The 19,672-nt window shown below is 37.1% G+C and carries 13 protein-coding genes; 5 read left to right on the top strand and 8 right to left on the bottom strand.

Annotated elements, in window-relative coordinates; translation table 11 throughout:
* Window positions 1–2: 2 nt before the first annotated feature.
* Entirely contained in the window at window positions 3–3,392 is a 3,390-nt protein-coding gene (locus BLR86_RS10575) for a tubulin-like doman-containing protein (RefSeq protein ID WP_090761128.1), read from the bottom strand.
* A gap of 25 nt (window positions 3,393–3,417) precedes the next feature.
* On the bottom strand, window positions 3,418–5,175 hold the full coding sequence (locus BLR86_RS10580) for a vWA domain-containing protein (RefSeq protein WP_090761130.1): 1,758 nt from the start codon (window positions 5,173–5,175) through the stop codon (window positions 3,418–3,420).
* Between the two features lie 272 nt (window positions 5,176–5,447).
* Between BLR86_RS10580 and BLR86_RS26030 the strand changes: the two genes are divergently transcribed.
* The 3 genes from BLR86_RS26030 to BLR86_RS10590 are packed head-to-tail and all read left to right on the top strand — an operon-like array spanning window position 5,448 to window position 8,289.
* A complete protein-coding gene (locus BLR86_RS26030) occupies window positions 5,448–5,597 on the top strand; it encodes a hypothetical protein (protein WP_175492854.1) in 150 nt (49 codons plus the stop codon).
* Window positions 5,575–6,519 carry a hypothetical protein gene (locus tag BLR86_RS10585; protein WP_217642378.1) on the top strand — a complete coding sequence of 315 codons (945 nt, stop codon included), beginning with the start codon at window positions 5,575–5,577 and terminating at the stop codon, window positions 6,517–6,519. Before BLR86_RS26030 ends, BLR86_RS10585 begins: the two co-directional genes overlap by 23 nt.
* 15 nt (window positions 6,520–6,534) lie before the next feature.
* On the top strand, window positions 6,535–8,289 hold the full coding sequence (locus tag BLR86_RS10590; protein WP_090761134.1) for a hypothetical protein: 1,755 nt from the start codon (window positions 6,535–6,537) through the stop codon (window positions 8,287–8,289).
* 28 nt (window positions 8,290–8,317) lie between these two features.
* Here BLR86_RS10590 and BLR86_RS10595 read toward each other — a convergent pair whose 3' ends face one another.
* Entirely contained in the window at window positions 8,318–8,617 is a 300-nt protein-coding gene (locus BLR86_RS10595; RefSeq protein WP_090761136.1) for a DUF4359 domain-containing protein, read from the bottom strand.
* Window positions 8,618–8,947: 330 nt separating this feature from the next.
* On the opposite strand from BLR86_RS10595, the gene BLR86_RS10600 reads away from it, so the two are divergent.
* Together BLR86_RS10600 and galU are read left to right on the top strand one after the other, a co-directional pair.
* Complete coding sequence (locus tag BLR86_RS10600) at window positions 8,948–12,610, top strand: bifunctional 2',3'-cyclic-nucleotide 2'-phosphodiesterase/3'-nucleotidase (RefSeq protein ID WP_254782301.1); 3,663 nt, start codon at window positions 8,948–8,950, stop codon at window positions 12,608–12,610.
* A gap of 163 nt (window positions 12,611–12,773) precedes the next feature.
* The gene (gene galU, locus BLR86_RS10605; RefSeq protein ID WP_090761140.1) at window positions 12,774–13,646 is read left to right on the top strand and encodes a UTP--glucose-1-phosphate uridylyltransferase GalU; all 873 of its coding nucleotides are present in this window, start codon (window positions 12,774–12,776) and stop codon (window positions 13,644–13,646) included.
* Between the two features lie 42 nt (window positions 13,647–13,688).
* Here galU and BLR86_RS10610 read toward each other — a convergent pair whose 3' ends face one another.
* From BLR86_RS10610 to BLR86_RS10630, 5 genes are all read right to left on the bottom strand, one after another.
* Window positions 13,689–14,723 (bottom strand): acyltransferase family protein, encoded by a 1,035-nt coding sequence (locus tag BLR86_RS10610; RefSeq protein ID WP_090761142.1) that lies wholly within the window; start codon window positions 14,721–14,723, stop codon window positions 13,689–13,691.
* Window positions 14,724–14,871: 148 nt separating this feature from the next.
* A complete protein-coding gene (locus BLR86_RS10615; protein ID WP_090761144.1) occupies window positions 14,872–15,564 on the bottom strand; it encodes a sugar phosphate nucleotidyltransferase in 693 nt (230 codons plus the stop codon).
* 53 nt (window positions 15,565–15,617) lie between these two features.
* Window positions 15,618–16,868, bottom strand: a complete 1,251-nt coding sequence (gene eutH, locus BLR86_RS10620; protein ID WP_090761146.1) for an ethanolamine utilization protein EutH — start codon at window positions 16,866–16,868, stop codon at window positions 15,618–15,620.
* A 28-nt stretch (window positions 16,869–16,896) separates the two neighbouring features.
* Complete coding sequence (locus BLR86_RS10625; protein ID WP_175492855.1) at window positions 16,897–18,519, bottom strand: NTP transferase domain-containing protein; 1,623 nt, start codon at window positions 18,517–18,519, stop codon at window positions 16,897–16,899.
* Window positions 18,506–19,510 carry a winged helix-turn-helix transcriptional regulator gene (locus BLR86_RS10630; protein ID WP_090761150.1) on the bottom strand — a complete coding sequence of 335 codons (1,005 nt, stop codon included), beginning with the start codon at window positions 19,508–19,510 and terminating at the stop codon, window positions 18,506–18,508. Before BLR86_RS10630 ends, BLR86_RS10625 begins: the two co-directional genes overlap by 14 nt.
* Between the last annotated feature and the right edge of the window lie 162 nt (window positions 19,511–19,672).

Consider the following 19,672-nt stretch of genomic DNA (forward strand, 5'->3'; position numbering starts at 1 on the left):
GGTTACGACTTAAGCTGTTTCAACATATTTGAAACTTTGATCATCATTTCTTTATAGAATTCGTACAGCTCTTCGCCGTTTGCTAAGTCTTTATAATCATAGTCCAATGCTTCTTTTTCTTTCTGATAGGTGGCGGCCATTTCTTCAAGGGCGGCAACTAGTTCTGACGTATTCTCAAGATGGATCAGTTCATTGCTGCGGCGCTCGGATTTTTTCATGAGCTGATCCAACTGTTTTGGAGTTAGTTCTGTAAAGGACTTGAACAACTCGTAATCGACAAAATGAGTTGTTTTCATTAGATTCACAAATGGCTCCCAGGCATCTTCCTCAAGTTCTTTATCGTAGATGTAAAGGGCACCTTTTTTACGAATTGTTTTTGTGTAAAGTGCTTCAATAAACTGATTTTGCGCCTCTTCTTTGTCTTTTTGTGAATCAATATAGTGCTGCAGTTCATTCACTTTCTCCTGAACAGAACTAAACTTTTTAACTTCCTCTTTTATTCTCTCAATCAACTTTGGAGAGCGGATAAAGTTTTCAATCGCCATCTCCAAGGTTGTGCTGCCAAAAATATCGCTAGCACCATCAGACACCATGCTTCCTGCAAGCATATCCTGTAACTCTCCAAGAACCCGTTTTACGCTGCCAAGAGTAGCTTTGTTCAGCGATTTTGGATCAAGTCCATGACGAGCAAATAGGTCCGTTAGTGAAGCCGGCTTTGTAAATTTACATTGATATCTGGCGCTTGTATTTTGGTCGGCATCTTTTTCGATTATGCATCCATAGTTTTTCGCCTTTTCAAATAGTTCTCGAACGCTGTTGTTATAGGTGCTGACACGTTCATTGAAATGGGTATCTCCCCACGATTTTTCAGGAATAGGTGAAGGGAGGTAGGCCCAGTTTTCTTTTTCCGTTTGCACAAGGTGCCTGCCTATGCCTTCTTTTTCGAGAATGGTTCTTTCATAGGAATTTTCATAGACCTGCAGTGGTGCATATGCGTACAAAGGAACACCATTCTTCGTATTCAACCAGAAAATCCGATTTTTCAATTCGCTTTCCTTAATGGTGAAGCGAGATTGACTTAAGGCGTGTTTTTCGAAATTTTTAATGCCGTTAAAAATATTCGGCGCTTGCGCTGGAACGGAAACAAATCCCCATTGCGGAAAATGAAGCTGACCGTTGCTATTGGCAAGATGGAACACTGGAAGGGCATCACGATCAAGTCTTGCCGCAATCCTTTGTTCAATAATCTGATCAATGGGCTGATCCTCACCGTATTTCAAACGTAAGAAATCTTCCATTGATTTCGTTATCATTTCACCAAACTGGTCTGTTAAAAATTCGGAAACGGTTCCTACGACATCAATGTCACTTTCCTTTACCCAATGGACAGATTTTTCAAGCAGCATTTCGGACCATTGCTGCACCAAAATTTCGCCGTCCTTTGAATCAAACATTCTTTGAATCTCACGGGCAACATCTGGAACGCTCACTAAATGCCAATAATAAGTGACATCATTCTCACGTTTCACTTCCTCACCATTGATGAGGATATCGGCATTACTTTGGAAAATAGCTTTTAGTTTTTCGAGAATTTCTTTATAAACCTGATAAATTTTCGAATTTTGATTGTTTAACAGTGGATATAAATCGTCGTAGAATTCAATCATCTCTTCAATTCTTGCTTTTTCAGCACGGGCATCGAATTCATTCAGTTTTGCATCAATATAGGCATTCTTTTTACGATCCTTGGAGATAAAGGCACTTCTTGCGTCTTCAAGTTTGTTATCAGCATAATCCTGTTCGGACTGGATGGCCCGCGGCAGTCTGTCTAATCGGTCACGAAGACCTTCGCTGTAAGCCTGTAACGTTTTTAATAAGCAAAAACCATCATTGGAATAGATTAATCGTGAAGCATAAATCGGTCCTTTTTTCGGGTGAAGGAACAAGCGCTCCACTTGACGTCGAAACTCCTCGACGATTTCACCTGGAAGCTGCTTTTTACATTTACGGTACTGTTCCTTTGCCTTTAATAAAAATTCCCTGTCTAATTCTTCATCGAGATTGATAACCGATTGCTTAATGACATTGTTGTAAGAGAAGCGGTCACTATTCTCAAATCCTGATAACGGTTCTGGTACACGGTCATTAAAACGACGATGGACAGAATCTGGATCAATTTGCAGCTTTTCAGCAAATTGCTCAACATCAGTTTGATCTGGAGCTAATTCAAACATATTGTTCATTTTTTCAAAAAGCTTATAGCCGACATAGGTGGTCATTTCCTCGACGGGAATTTCTGCTGTTGCTGCCCCAATCACATTGTATTGATAGTTGACGGCATACGGCTTTGGCATGACGGCAATATTGGTACGGATATTGCTGATATAATCATGGATGGCAAACTCATCGCCCTTTTTATTTTCATTGACCATGAAGTTGGTAATGTTTTCAGCGGTAACATTCATGCAGTAATCATAGGCATTATCGAGCCACTTACCCTCGAGGTTTTTTCCTGAAATTAAGTGGCAAAGATTAAATGGCGGCATTGGTGAGTTAACCATGAGCATGCTGCCATATTGCATTTTGAAGCGTTCATTACGCTCATCAACATTCATCCAGTAATCAAGTTCTTTTAAGGCAGCGTAGCCATTTTTTTCAATATAATCAACGGTATGAGAACTTAAGCCGCGCTTTGATAAATTCACATCTGGGGTGAATAAATAACCAAGCATGCTTACTTTATCCACTCCGCTTGAACCGTATTGGCGTTCAATAATACCACGTGTGATATAGGAAATATCAAGGAAACAGCCGCTTCCTGTACCACCTGACAATCCAGTTAAGATAAATACATACAGCCTTTTTCCCGAACCTTCCATCACCGAATCGATTTTCTTTTGGATCGTTTGCACAACTTGATTGATTTTGGTGAAAAGGAGCAAACGCCCGGCCTGGCGGACACCTGAAGCACCGCTGATTCCATCGGTAATTAATAGCTCTGGAGATAACCATTCCTTTATGTAAGGCTCAATCGTACTGCGATTTTGGAGCAGGCTGCCGATTTCAGGATTGGAGAGCAGCACAAATTCCTTGTTTGGATCTAAGCCAATGCCTTTATAGTTTTTATTGCGGTCATATTCATTGGTTTCAAACGCTAAAAATTCAATGTTATTTGGCTTTTCTCGTTTTTTCTTCGTTAATGGGTCCTGCGGGAGCTTGAAGCGGCGATTCACCTGATACTTTAGGCGAAGGAGGGCATCAATCCCCGTACCTCCTAAGCCAATCACAAGCATCGGGTTGTCGATGGTATCGACACGGATTTTCTCAGAAATAATTCCTCCTCCGAGGGAAACATCTAACTGCTGGATATGCTCTCTTACCGTTGCTTTCATATTTACTTTCCTCCCATGGTGGTTTTTAACTGATGTACTCAATATAGATCGATTTATTGACTTTCTTTAAAAGAATCCTTAGCCTGTCATTGCGCTTTACGAGCTGCCCTTTTCTGGCGTCAATGGCGCGGCCGCTTTTTTCGATGGTGCAGTCGGACTGATTTACAATTAGCAGCATATCCGCTTTGTCAGGCTTGAACAGGATTTGGTCCGTCTCCGAGAATTCCGGTGCTACTGAAAGCAATTGGTGAAGCTTAATTTTTCCTTGGAAATCTTTAAGCTTCTTAAACTGCGGCGTCGTCCGTTCCCCGGTATCTTCATCTTTAATTTCAACCACCATTTGTCCGCTAAAGCCGCGTTTTGGTTTCTTAGCGAAAAAGAATGCGAGTAATCCGATTAATAACAAGGCGCCGATTCCAGCATATAACCAAGGGAAAGACTTTTCTTCTTGTATCGGGCTGACCTTAGCGGCTGTAGGTGTAGCACCCTTTTGAACGTTGATTTTTTCAACGGCGGTTTCCCGGAAAAAACTATTATCCTCGGCCTTGACCAACACTTCATACTGGTTGGAATCACCCAGTTTGAAGTCACCGGTAAAGCCTTGTTCATCGGAGGTAAGTGGAATTTCCTCTGTTTGGCCGTTAGTTAAATCCTTGATTAGGAGCGTAGCCTTCATGGTACTATAAAGAGCTTTATCTGCTATTTTTGCACCGTTGTCCTCAAAGAAGGAGGCGATTTTTACAATATCTCCTGCCGTAAAGCCATTTGAAACAAGCGGTGCTAACTTGAGCTGTAAGTCATAGTTAAAAATGAGATTGATATCGATTTTGTCCTGGGGAACTCCTTTTACCTTAAGAGTCCAATCACCCTGAACCGGATTGATGAGCTTTACCATTGAGTAGGACTTAGATGTAGAGAGAAGAATGTTGTCTGAAGGTATCGGTTGTTCGGTGCCGGAAGGATCGATTAATTTTACTTTGACCGGCTGGCTTGAAATCAATGAAATATTTGCTTCAATGACATTTTCATTCGGGACATGGATGGTTATATCCTGAAACTCGCCATTTGCAGTGAGTTGATTGATGGGAACAATTTTTAACTTTAAATGGTTAGCGAAGATTTGACTCAAGATGCCAGGAAGGTCATCGGCAGTAGTTGTTTCGAAAAATTGGCCATTTGTACTCGTCGCAACATTTTGTAAAACCTGTTTATTTAGCTTTCCGTCGGCATTTAAGCCGATTGTATAGATAGGGTAGCCCTTTTTCTTAGCAGCCTCGACTGCTACAGCCAAATCATCATCGGCTTGTTGGACCGTTTTGCTTTTACTCTTATTCAAGTCATTGTTGCCGTCAGCAAGTAAGACAATCAACGGAAAGTAATCGTCCTCATGCCCCAAATCGAGAAGCTTTACCGCTTCATTGACACCAACAGATATATTGGTATAGGGATACTTAGCAAGGGAGTCGATAAAGCTTTTTAAGTCTTTTTTGCTTTGCTCCGAGCGTATATCAACGAGCGCACTTTCACGCATCACTTCATCTGCATAGGCAACAACACCAATTTTATCTCCTTTTACTGAGGACATATCGACAAACATTTTCATCGCTTCATTACTAATAAGATGGGGGTCACTATCAAGCATGGACTTACTTACATCGACGACGAGTAACGCTTCAATCCGGGATGAGGCGTTTAGGGGTCCGGCAGCCTGAACACTTGCGTATTGAAAAGCGAGAAAGATTACGTACAAGACTACAAAACTACTAATCCACTTTTTAAACATATGTGCAACCTCCAATGCAGTATCGAAAAATCACATAGTATAGCCTCAAGAAAAAAGACGTTTCTTTTTGAGGTGAAGTTTCCTTTTTGTGAAAAATTTTACAATTATATTACTATTTTACCACCGCCGATGGTGATTCCAAAGGAATAATTTGATAGAAATATTAAAATCCTCCTATTATAGTGAAAATTAATGTATTTTCTGGTAATTTAAGGAGGACATATGTAGAAAATTGCAAAATAAATCTACTGGAATAAGAGGTGTGCGGGTGAATGTATAGCATCCTATTTACTAGCTTATTAGTCCTTATCTTAATCTGGAAAGCTTATAAAATATTCAAGAATAAAAAGTACTGCAGCAGCTACGAAGATCTTGATGATGATTTACGAATCATGCTCAATGAAGGTGATCATATTGACTAAACATGCCGTTCAATTACCGAAGAAGAAAAGAACAAAATACGTTTTTCAAAAGGTAAAAATGTGTAAGAAATGTCAACGTTACACGGTGTTAAAGGATGAAAATTGTCCGGAATGCGGCACCATCTATTCGGGTGTCGAAAGCTTGGCAAGATCAATATTTAAAAATCGTTTGTTTTCTGAGGCCATTACGATTTTAACTGTCGTTTGTCTTGGCATCATTTTTGCTCCTACGGTACGTATGCTTTATTATTCACTGATTGCGGGTGTATTGTTTACGCTAGGATATGTTAGTTTGACACTTATTTTTATTAAAAGTGAGTACAGAATCCAGCTCCAAAAGCTCCTCAAAGAGGATATTGAAAAAATAAAAGCCGGAATCCAGTTGGATAGTATTCGAGCGAAAGAAGATGTTAGAGCCGACAACGTTGCTGCGAGCTATGATAAGCTTCGAGAGATTTGCGATTTTATCGATACTGATCAATTGAAAATACGCAGTGTCATGGCTTTGAATGAGATTGCGCTTCGTAAAGACATGGAGCTTGAACTCGAGACGCTTATTCCTTCCGCTTATGACAAGGGTTTTTTGAAATATGCCTTAGAAGTCGTAAAAATAAACCGTTCGCTGATCACGAAAAAATCAATCGCTTACTTTGTGGAGCATCGGACTGAAATTGTTCGTGATTATGGTATCGATTCCCTCATAACAGTGGCAGGATCCGCTTTGAGAATGAAGCTTTACATCCTTGAATTCTCTGACTTTATCCAAGAGTTCATCGACTATTTTCCAAAGGATCGCATCTTGCGGCTGTGCAATATCTTGCACGCTAATCCTGAAGAGAATTGGGGCAGCCTCGCCGAAAAAACAAAACATTTAGTCCGATTAAAATACAACTATGACCCTGACTTTAAACACTTTGTATAGAAGGGATTGGCGCCCATGTTTAAACTGACGGTCTATAAAAAGGTCAACCTATCTAGGAATCTTCGGTTATTTATTTTTATCATTTGCTTACTAGCTGTCGGCGGCAAAATCGTTTTCGCTCATGAAAAAATCGATGATTACCGTGAAGCAATGAAGTTATTTGAATCAGGGGAATTAATCGCAGCAGAAAAACAATTTCAACTAGCCCGGAAAAATCCTTTTGTATTGGACCACAATCAGGAAATGGATCAAATACTTTCCATTTTGACTCCTATTAAAGAGGAAATGGAGGAGATTGACGAACAGGGGCAAGATTACTTTGAGGAAAATCAACTTGCGGAGCTCGTTCAGACTTACGAAAGATGGCAGGAAAATGCGAAAAATTGGTTAGCGGGCACAGCTATTCAACAGGACATGTATGGCGAGATGCTAGTGAAAACGGAGATGGAGAAGGATTTTCATGACTATTTTTCCAAAAGTAAAACATCGCTTGCAGCCAGTTTAAAAGATCCCGCTGATGAAGAGTCGGTTTATCAGGATTTCATGCTGATTCCTGCAGACTATTATGGTGGAGACAGCGCCAAGGTGAATGAAGTTGAGGCTCTATTTATTCAATACTATTCTTTAAAGATGCAGCCATTATTCAGCAATGAAAATACCTCTTCTATTGTTGAGGAAGGGAGTAGACAATTAAAAATGCTCTCGACGTTTTCAATGGATACCGAATGGCTGAAGAATTCTTTAGACAGCAACCTGCTTCGGGTCCTAACAAAGGCTATGAACAAAGAGGATTACGCTGCTTTTGCAGAGCAGGCAACTAGTGTTAAGAAATTACCTTCTGTCATGGCGGAATCAAAGGTAATTGCTTTTATTGAAACATCTCAAAATAATCTACTGACAAAAGCGAAAAATCTACGCGATAATAATAAATTTGAAGAAGCCCTTTCCATTTATCAGGGCCTTATGTCTTTAGAAGATACAAGTATGCAGATTGCAGATGCTGAGTGGGAATGGGATAAATTTGAACCGATCCGTGTATTAAAGAGGCAATATCCAGGTAAAGAATTTCCGCAGACCATTAATAGCAGGAATATATTTGGTGCAGAAAGTGTTGTTGCAGCCATATCGAATGAGGGCATCCTCTACATTGGCAAGCTGGAAGGGCAAGAGCCAATGGCTATTAGTGAAACGAAGTTGGTCAACGCCCCAGTCATTGAAAAGCTTGTTTTTCAAAATGATATGAGTGAATATCCTGTCATTTTAATTGAGGCAAAATCGCAGCAAAGGGCTCATCGCTACTTAGCCTTTGAAATCAGAAACAATTTTAGCGAGAATATCCTTGATATTGAAGCAAATGATTTGGCCATTGAAGCACCAGGACAGTTATTACTAGATAATCCTGTTGGCAAAGGTGAGGCTGAATTTGCGTACTATGAGCGGGGAATAGATGGAGTCTATCGATTTATTAAAATTAAAGTCGACTATATTGATATTAGTGTAAAAGAAATCCTTAACTATCAAGGAATGAAGGTCCGTTTTAATGGATATGTCCAACGATTGAATAATAACCAGGTTGTTCTACTATCAGAGAAATACAATTATGATCGTAGTCAGTATGAACGAAGTTATCTAGTAGTACGGGGTGTGACTGTACCTGGTACGAATACTTTCCGTTCCCTGATAGGTACATTTACTACCTATGAGACAATTTTAGATGAGTATGGACAGAGTATTGAAGTTCCGGTTTTTACCGTGGAAAAAGTGGAATAAACGTAAAAAGAAGACCATGGTCTTCTTTTTACTTCTCTTTAGAAATTGGAATGAAATGATTAAAGATCCCAATGCAGGTGACTTGACCTAAGCCAATTTCAGAAAAATCGGTTTTATAGACTGAAAAAACAAAGTAATCCGACTCCGTTGTTCCCATATCAAAAACCTTTTCCCCTGCTAATGAAAGAATCCCTTTTTCCACTATATTTGAAGACTGGCCCATCGCTTCATGATTGATCCATTTTATGTATGCCGAACGCTTAGGGTTTGTTACTGATAACACAAAAACAATCACGATCAATAGAATAATAGAAATGATCCGCTTCATTTTTTAACCCCGTTTCTAAAAATTGTTAATTTTTACATAAATTAAGTATAAATGGGAAGGGATGGGATTGTAAATATAAATTGGTGATATTACAACGGTAAATCCAAGTGCTGAAAATGTAAATGTTTTTTCTGTTGAAATCCGAATAAATACTCCCGTATATTAATTTTCGTTCGTGTTTAACCGCATACATTTCTCGCTTAAAAGTAAGAAAGACAATGAATTCGGCAAAAATATTTAAAAGTTTACAAAAAACTACTATTAATCTTTGAGATAAATTAGTAGAATAGTCATGCAATGCAAAATCTTTTGTCGAAGGGTGGATTGAGTGTGAAGAGAAAGATTAAAAGAAACATAAAAAAACGTGTTTTAAACAGTTTTCTCGCAGTTGGACTCGCACTAACAACAGTTCCATTGAATGCATTCCCAAGTATCGTAAGTGCAGAGGGTACAAATACTGCAACTCTACGTATTTTGGAAACTACTGATCTACATAGTAATGTTTTGCCGTATGATTATTTTAAGGATGCACCAGTACCAAATTATGGTTTAGCAAAAACGGCTTCTTTAATACATCAAGCACGAGCAGAAGTGGATAACTCTATGCTGTTTGATGCTGGAGATACGATTCAAGGAAACCCATTAGCTAGTTATGTAGCTAAGGTTAACAAGCTTGGACCAAATGATACACATCCTATTTTTAAAGCTATGAATTATTTAAATTATGATGCTGCTATAGTTGGGAATCATGAATTTAACTATGGTTTAGACTATTTGCAAGATGTGATGCAAGAAGCAGAATTTCCAATTGTTAACGCGAATGTATACCATGATGATAAAGATGGTAACCCAGCCAACGATCAAAACTACTTTACTCCATACGAAATTCTTGATAAAGAAATCATTGACAATAACGGTAATAAGTCAACGATTAAAGTTGGGGTAATTGGTTTTGTGCCGCCACAAATCATGCGTTGGGATAAGGATAACCTTACTGGTAAAGTTATTACGAAAAATATTGTAGAGCAGGCAAACAAGTTTATTCCAGAAATGAAAGCAAAAGGTGCAGATGTAATTGTTGCGGTTGCACACTCTGGATGTGATATTGCAGAAGAAGGTCAAGAAGAGGCTGAAAATGCTGTTTACGATTTAACAAAAGTCGCTGGCATCGATGCCATGCTATTTGGTCATGCTCACTTAAACTTCCCTGGGGACCAATCTTTCAATGGGAAGCCAGGAATTGATAATGTAAAAGGTACAATTAATGGTACACAAGCGGTTGAAGCTGGATACTGGGGTAACAATCTTGGTGTACTTGATTTGGCTTTAGTACAAGGTACGGATGGAAAATGGACAGTTGATAAAACAAACTCAAAATCGGTTAACCGCCCAGTAGGTGCTTCCACACAACCTGATGAAGAAATTGTTAAAGCTGTAGCTGCTGAACATCAAGCCACACTTGATTATGTACGCGGAAAAATTGGTACTACTGCAATTCCGATGCACAGTTTCTTTACACGAGTAATGGATGATGCATCTTCACAAATCGTCAACAATGCTCAAATGGACTATGTGAAAAATTGGATTAACACAAATGCTCCAGAGTTAAAGGGCATTCCAGTACTTTCTGCAGCAGCGCCATTTAAAGGCGGACGTGGTGGTGTAGCCGATTACACGAATATCAAAAAAGGTGACGTAACCATCAAAAGTGCAGCTGATTTGTACTTGTTTGATAATACCTTAAAGGCTATTGAGGTAAATGGAGATCAAGTTAAGCGCTGGATCGAAAAATCAGCTGAACAATTCAAAACGATTGATCCTGCTAAAACTGAGCCTCAAGAATTACTGGATTACGATTTCCGCCCTTACAATTACGATGTAATGGATGGGGTTAAATATGAAATTGATGTAACAAAGCCAGCGGGACAAAGGGTTACTAAATTAACATTATTAGATGGAACACCAATCAATCCTGCTCAAAAGTATATCGTTGCGACCAATAATTATCGTGCTGGCGGCAGCGGGGGATTAGCAGAATTAAAGGATGCTAGGGTGATAGTTGATTCACCATTCGAAAATCGTCAAATCCTTATGGACTACATCAGTGCACAAGGTAAAATTGCACCTGCTCCAGATAACAACTGGAAAATTGCTCGTGTTGGCGGTAATGCAAAGATCGTTTTCAATAGTGCGCCTGAAGCACTTGATTACCTAGGCACTACACCAAATGTTAAAGCACTTGGTGCATCTACGACTAAAGAAGGTTATCAATTATTTGAATTAGATCAAAACGTCCATGTTCAATTACTGGGAATTAATGATTTCCACGGACAACTTGACTACTCTACTAAAGTAAACGGACAACCTGCAGGTGGAATTGCATACTTATCAGGTTATTTGAAAGACAGAGAATTACAAAATAATGCTGAAACGATCATGCTTCATGCAGGTGATGCTGTTGGTGCCAGCCGTCCGGTATCTGCACTTTTACAAGACGAGCCTACCATTCGTTTTATGAATGAAATTGGCTTTGATCTTGGAACAGTTGGTAACCACGAGTTCGATGAAGGTGTTAAAGAAATGAAGCGCCTTATCAAAGGTGGATCACATCCGGCAACTGTTGAAAAATATGGTAAGTTTGAAGGAGCAAATTTCCCATACGTTGTTGCAAACGTTGTGGATGAAAAGACAAATGAATTAATTTTACCTCCTTATGCTATAAAAGAAGTTGATGGAGTGAAAATTGGATTTATCGGTGTTATTACAACTGAAACACCTAGTATTGTTACGGCAAGTGGTGTAGCAGGTGTTAAATTTACAGATGAAGTGGAAGCAATCAACAAATATGCAAAAGAACTTAAAGAAAAAGGAATTAAATCAATTGTTGTGTTAGCTCATAATCCAGGAACTTCTGCAATGGATGGCTCTAATCCTACCGGAGAAGTTGTTGAGTTTGCGAATCAAGTAGATGATGAAGTTGACGTTATTTTTGGTGCGCATGACCATAAATATTTGAATTCAACAGTTGATGGTAAGTTACTTGTTCAATCCTATTCTTATGGTACTGCCTTCTCTGATATTGATTTAACCATCAATCCTGAAACACAAGACATTATTGCGAAATCAGCACAGATCGTTACAACTTTCCAAACACCTGAATTCCTAGATGAAGGTGTCCAAGCTGAACTTGATGCTTACATGGCTGATATTGCTCCTATTATTAATGAAGAAGTTGGAGATGCGGCTATTGAGTTAACACGTACAGCAAATGAAGCTGGTGAATCAGCACTTGGTAACTTAATCGCAGATGCAATGCGTGATGGCACAAAGGCAGATTTTGCTTTCATGAATTCAGGCGGTATCCGTGATAACCTAAATAAAGGTCCAATTACATGGGGTGAATTATTTGCAATCCAGCCATTCGGTAATGACATTGTGACATTGAAGTTAACCGGAGAGCAAATTAGAACTTTGTTAAATCAGCAATTTGCAGCGGATAGAAATCGGATCATGGCGATCTCTGGCTTAAAATACACTTGGTCAGTTGAAAAACCACTAGGTGAAAAAGTTTTAGATATTTTCTTACCAAATGGATCAAAAATTGATCCTAAGGCCGAATATACGATTGCGGTCAATAACTTTATGGCAGATGGTGGAGATGGCTACACCATTCTAAAACAAGGTAAAGAACGTAAAGTTTGGTTAACGGATTTAGATACTTTTGTGAACTATGTTAAGGCACAGACAAAACCGATTACAGCAGCAATTGAAGGCAGAATTTTAATAGCGAAAGAATCAACTGTCGACAATCCAACAACAAATCCGACAGATCCAACAAAACCAACAGATCCAACGAAGCCAACAACGAAACCAACAACAGGGGAGAAACTACCTAATACCGCAACAAATATGTATAACTACTTATTATTTGGTATTCTCGTTGTCGGGCTTGGTATTACACTTATTGTGAGAAGACGAAAATTCGAGAATTAATAGTCAAACAAAGCACCTTATTCCTTAGGAGTAAGGTTGTTTTGTTTAATAATGGTTAATCTCAAAACAGCCATTAGTGTTTTTCAACTTATAATTTGTTATTATGTGCAGTAAGAAGATTATTGGAAAGGCACGAAGAATATGTTTGAAAGGGGAGGTTAATATGCATAAGGTAAGAAAGGCCATTATTCCAGCAGCTGGGCTTGGTACTCGTTTTCTACCAGCTACGAAAGCAATGCCTAAAGAAATGTTGCCCATTGTTGACAAGCCAACGATTCAATACATAGTGGAGGAAGCGATTGAATCTGGGATAGAAGATATCATTATCGTAACAGGGAAAGGGAAACGAGCGATAGAGGATCATTTTGATTATGCATATGAACTTGAACAAACTTTGCTAAACAAAGGAAAGTTGGAGCTCTTAAAAAAAGTCCAAGAACCATCGAAAATGGTTGATATACACTATATTAGACAAAAGGAACCAAAAGGGCTCGGACATGCTGTATGGTGTGCCCGGAATTTTATTGGAAATGAACCATTTGCCGTTTTACTAGGGGATGATATTGTTCAAGCAGAAACTCCTTGTTTAAAACAACTAATGAATGAGTACGATCGAACGCACTCTTCCGTTATCGGAGTTAAAAAAGTACCAGAGAATGAGACCAACCGTTATGGAATTATTGATCCGATTCATCAAGATGGGCGTTCCTATCAGGTTAAAAATTTTGTGGAAAAGCCTAAATTAGGAACAGCCCCATCCAATTTGGCTATTATCGGCAGATATATTTTTACCCCTGAGATTTTTATGTTTTTGGAAAGGCAAGAAATCGGGGCAGGTGGTGAGATACAGCTGACAGATGCCATTCAGAATTTAAATCATATTCAACGTGTTTTTGCCTATGAGTTTGAAGGTGAAAGATATGATGTAGGAGAAAAACTGGGCTTTATTGAAACGACAATTGAATTTGCACTTCAAAAGGAAGAATTGAGGGAAGATTTAATAAAGTTTATGGCGAAAAAGCTTGAAACTTTATAAGTATTGTTAAAATATAGGGGAAAAGCTGACTAGAGATGCAAGTCAGCTTTTCTTAGTTATCTTTAAAGGATTAATATTCATATTTCTCCCTAGTATAAAAGGGAAAAATCTATTAATAATTAAACAAGTGGGAATTAAAATTAAAATTGCACATAGGGTTGCTGCAATACCAAATAGATTTAAATTTGGTATCTCAATATTTAGCCTTGCTCTTATTAAATTATTGTAGAAATTAAAACCTAGAGGAATGTGCAAGGACATAAGTATAAGTGAATTTTTCCCAAGGAAGTTTAGCAAAGATATAAACGATAGAAATTGGGAAATTAAAATGACAAATGATATACCTAATATAGCCCAAATAATCGCATCGAATATTGAAAACAAACTTGATGGGAGGCTTAAAAGATTCCAAAAGCTATAATAAACTTCTTGAAAAAGGATAAGTGCAAGAAAGAGTGTAGAATTTAAAATAATAATAAATGACCTTGTCTTATTTTTCTTAAAGAAATTGATCCCTTTAATATAGTGTCCAAAACCAAAATATATCAAATAGTAAAGTGATTGATCCAAACTCCAAGGTAAAATAGTCCCGCCAGCAAAAACCTTCAATAATATGCTTGAGGTAAACCCTATTAGGATGACAGATAGCAATCGAATATGTATGTTTTTTGAAAATCTAGCCAATAGGTAAAAAAGAATTTCAATGGTAAATAAAGAGGTTAAAAACCAAATTGGATCATCATAGGATATACTATTTCGTTTGGAAATAATCATTTGTTCAAGAAAAACTCTTAGGGCAATAGGTTGATCAAAAAAGAACCTTAGAAGGAAAACAGAAATAATTGAAAAAGAAATATAAGGAATGATTAACGATTTAAACTTTGAGATAGCAATTTCTTTTAAGTTTTTATATCTGTTTTCAGAAAAAAAGTATCCTGAGAAAAAGAAGAATAGGGGCATATGGAATGCATAGATAATACTTCTAGCTGTTGGATCGATAGGAGTATGACCAACAATTACTAATATTATACCTATCCCTTTACAAGTATCGATCCATTTTATTCTCTTAGAAGACATATTCTCACTCTCTCGGCTGGATTATCAAATTTACTATAGTATTATTCTTTTTTAAATTTAAAATGCATATCCATAAAAGAGAGGGAAAATTATTATTTCTAAACACAAAAACAGCCGGTATGTATATACCAGCTGTTTTTGAAGTTTCTTATAACTTTGTACTTAAAAGGTAATCATTTGCCCGCTCTAAATCTTCTATTGAGTCTATCTCGAACCAATCGTCTGAATTCACTTTTGTAATTTTTAAATGAATGTTATTTATATTTTCTTGTACAATGTTATCCCAATATAAATTCTTATAGTCTCTACTTTCAATTGCTTCTTCTAACTTTTCCTTGATGTAAAGTCCATCTGTTTGTGTCCAATAAGAGACACCGGCAATAATATAATCTGTACCATCCTCAATGACAATATCATGAATTCTGTCAGTTTCATCGAATTTAAGAATCCATTCTTGTTCAAAATTATGTTTTATTCCTGCGAAATAGGTAGAGTGTTCCAAATCAGTTTTAATAAAATTATTGACCATAAACACATCTGCTTCTGTAACAAATGCGTCTTGTAAATAATCTCTTACAAGATACATTGTATAAATATTATTAAACAAATTATATTTATCATTATGAATAAGCGTGACACCAAATCGTTCCTTTAGATATTCAAACTTCTCATGCAAATACCCAGTAACAACAATGATTTCATGAATTCCTTTTTCTTTTAAAAATCTAATTTGTCTTTCAATCATCGGTTCCCCAGCTACTTTAACTAAGGATTTAGGTGTGTCATTTGTCAACGGTCTTAATCTTGTTCCCATACCAGCAGCTAATATTATTGCTTTCAATTTATTCACCCTCCTGTGTCAATCCAAGTTGATTGATTATCTTTCACTAAATGTTAAGCATCGTTAGGAGACAGTTTAATGTATTCGTCTTTTCCGATAACCCCAATTGCGCGATCCAATTTTTCAAGCTCCAATGCTTTTGGAACAGAAATCCAATAGGCAAGAACAATGGCGATAATACCACCAGATAGCTTACCAACCATTACGGGAAGGATCATATTTGGTTGAAAGTTTGCAGTAAAAGCTAAATGATCACCAATTAGAAACGCGGATGTTACAGAAAATGAAATACAAATGACTTTATCTTTTGGTCGCATGTGCTTGATTAGGTTAAACATAGCTAATATATTTGCCGCACCAGCTAGTAATCCTGCGCTGCCTTCAGAACTTAAACCAACTTTATTTCCAATAATCTCGAGAGGTTTAGATAAATATTTTCGAATCAGGTATACCATCGGGAATGCCCCTGCCAGCATAATCCCTATATATCCTGCAACTTCTAAAGCTCGGAACTGATCCTCTGTATCGGCAATAATTGGGTCAAATCCCCATGAACCAAATAGTGTACTGAAGATTCCTGTAAAATACTCCACAATGGAAAATACTAATACTAATTTAATTCCAATATCCATAAATCGTCCAAACCACATAAATCCTTTAATCATTTTATCAGGAATAAAACGAAGGCCTAGTGCGATTAGAATAACCACAATGATAAGCGGTGTTAAGTTTAAAAACAGAGTTCCAAAATCTGGTGCGAAGGTATGTGTCGAAGCTGCATTTGTTGAAACCTCACCTCTAACTTGTGTACTAGTTAATTTCATTATCATACTGCTGATAAATACCCCAAGTGGGATACTTAAAATACCAGACATAACTCCAAGTGCCATATATTTGTGATCTCTTTTATCAAGCATAGTTAAACCTACAGGGATACTAAAAACGATTGTTGCTCCTGCCATAAAGCCGATAATCATTGCCATGATCCAACTATCTTTCGATTGTGCCAGCGCATCTGCCAATTGATATCCACCCATATCCCCCGCGATAAAAGTGGTTGCAGCAATTGATGGGTCTGCACCAATAAAACTAAAAACCGGTCCAAAGACTTTGCTAATAAATAGAGACAAATAAGGGACTGAAGCCATGATCCCTGCTACAGGAACAAATATTGGACCTATGGAATATAAACCTTGCATGAATTCCTTTCCAAGTCCTTTTTCATCATTCCGAATCGCTGCGAAAGCACCAATAACTGCACACGCCATAATAATATAAATTACAATATTGCCGATAATCCCCATAACTCCACCGCACATTCAATAAATTTTTTTATATATTTTGAAGAAATGAATTTGATTCATTTTTCATGTAATTGGATAAATTTTCTTTTCCTCTGTTGTATCGGTCAAGGGAATAGTCAGCCAGGTACGGATCTCCCAACGCGACCTTTGCAGCACTCCACATGCTCCAAAACATGTCCTGCATAATTTTGTGAATTTCTATTTTCCTTCGTTCTTCCGTTGTAGGATTCGTTCCAAAGTATTTTTTGAAGAATAATTCTTCTTCATCCTCAGAATAAGCGCATTCTAGGGAAACTGCTGCTACGTCCCAAAGATAATCATAATTGCCACTGTACTCCCAATCAATTAAATAAAGTTTGTTTTCACCACTTTTAATGAAGTTTTCAGGAAGGGCATCAAGGTGCCCAGGAACATTCACCATACCGAGATTTGCTAACTGATCTTCTAAGGGCATAAATAATTCCTTCAGCTCTAGATAATCATCGAAAAGCTTGCCATTGGCTTCCAAAAGTACATTTTCGTAGTATAAGGTTCCTTCAAAGGGATCAAAATCTTCATTGAATGTATCACTGCTGGTATGTAGTGTTTTTAGTACACCTGCTATCAGCTCCATATTGTCTTCTCTTTTTGCTGTTGTGGGATTTAACGTCTCAGCATTTTCGATAAACTCAGTTATCTTTAGTCCTGTAAACTCATTAAAATAAATGGATCTGCTATCTAGACCAATTTTGTATGCAAGTGAAGAATTAATTTTTTCATTAAGTCTATCGATCGTTTTTTCTGTCCCAAATCCGGGTACTCTTGCAACAAAATCCTTTTCATTTATTCGTACCTTATAGTTGTTGTTGGTTAAACCGCCCAGTTTCTCTATATGGCTAATCGACTGTGGGTCGATTTCTAAAATATTGGAAAGTAAATCTTTAACAAATTGCTTCTTAATTTCCATTTCTTTTCGCTTAAGCTTTGGATAAACTAAATATGTTAGGTTATTATAATGTTCGGTTGTATCAATTTCACTCCAAATTAAATCATCAATTTTTTCATAGCCGATGTTGTGTTTATTAATAATATTTAGGAGTGCATATTCGTAATAAAGATAAGGGTTTTTGTTATATTTGAAGTCCTCAATCATTTCTCTGTACGCTACTAATGATATTTTTGAAACTCCGATGAATTCACCATCAATCTTGTTCAACTGATGGATATCCTTGGAGATACGATGAATGTAATTGTCCCGGATTTCAACTAAAGCCTCATCACCAGAACCAGATTCACTGGTAATTAACATGCAATTTTTATTAGGATGTTTAAGCAGATAAGAAATAGCTCTTTCTTCGAAGACCATATCTCCTTCAATTAATAAAAAATCACCATCAATATGCTTTGAAGCCAGTGCTAGGGAATGCATTGTCCCAGTCCATTTATATTTATCACAATAAACCAAAGTTACATTTCTCTTTTTAGCTAGTTGCTCGTAATACTCTTTTTTATAACCAGTTGTAATAATAATTTTGTCAATGCCATTACCATTTAAAGTAGTAATCATTCTTTCGATAATCGTACTGTCTTCTAATTCAAGGAAGCCAACAGGCGTTTCAAATACTTTTCGTTCACCTGCGGCTAAAATAACTGCCTGTTTAATTTGTGTCAACTTGTCCAGCCTCCTTTTTTCCATTATCTTTTTCGATTAACATAGGGTAAATATAGTTAATCAAGTTTTTATAATGCCATTTGGTATCTATTTCTGTCCAAACTAAATCAATTAACTTTGAATAGCCAATGCTAAAAGTCCTTGCGACGTCCAATAGAGTGTATTCGTAATTAAAATATGGATTTTTATTATGCCTATATTCTTCAAGCATTTTTTCATAGATATCGATGGAAATTTTGGAAATTCCAATAAGTTCCCCATCAATTTTATTGAATTGATGCCGGTCCTTTGACATTTTAAAGATATAACCATCTCTAATTTCAACAAATACTTCGTCTTCTGATCCGCTTTCATTCGTGATTAACAAACAATTTCGGTTTTTGTTTTTTACTAACTCTAGTAGTGCTTTTCTTTCAAAAACAATATCACTTTCGAGTAGTAGAAAGTCATCTTCGATGTAATTCTGTGCTAAAGCCAAAGAAGCCATAGTACCTGTCCAGCGGTAGTCCTCATTTTTCACTAAAGTCAGTCGAGAATATTTTTTTGTTAAATTCTCATAATAGTGACTTTCATATCCAGTAATAATGATGATGTCCTTAATACCGCATTCATGCAGTAACTTAATTGTTCTTTCGACAATGGTCCCTTGTCCAAGTTTTAAAAAACCAATGGGCTGTTTAAAACCCGTACGTTCACCGGCCGCTAAAATTACGGCTTGCGTAATCTTAGTAAGTTTTTTTGTTGGGAAGACAATCTTCCTATTAAGGCTGCCTTTAATATAGTCCTCTAAAATTACGACCCCTTTTTCACTAACTACATATTGTTGGGAATTCGATAATTTTTTAATTGTGAGATAACCTTTATTAACAAGCTGTTTAATTATTGAATTCACAGTACCAACAGAAACTTCTACCTTCGTGGCAACCTCACGTTGGCTGAGGGTACAGTCTTTATTTAGAATTTCTAAAATCCTAAACTCTTTTTCAATCAAACAATCAACACCTTTAGCATAGAGATAGACTTATTTTTAAATTTCACCGTTCAAGTTTTGAACACATAGAAATTGTATAATATTGAGAGAATTTGTCAAGATTTTTCAGATGGATTTTTACTAATAGTACAAACTTTTATCCTACCATTTTCCGCTTTCTAG

The sequence above is a fragment of the Bacillus sp. OK048 genome, assembly GCF_900103525.1.
Lineage (GTDB): Bacteria > Bacillota > Bacilli > Bacillales > Cytobacillaceae > Neobacillus.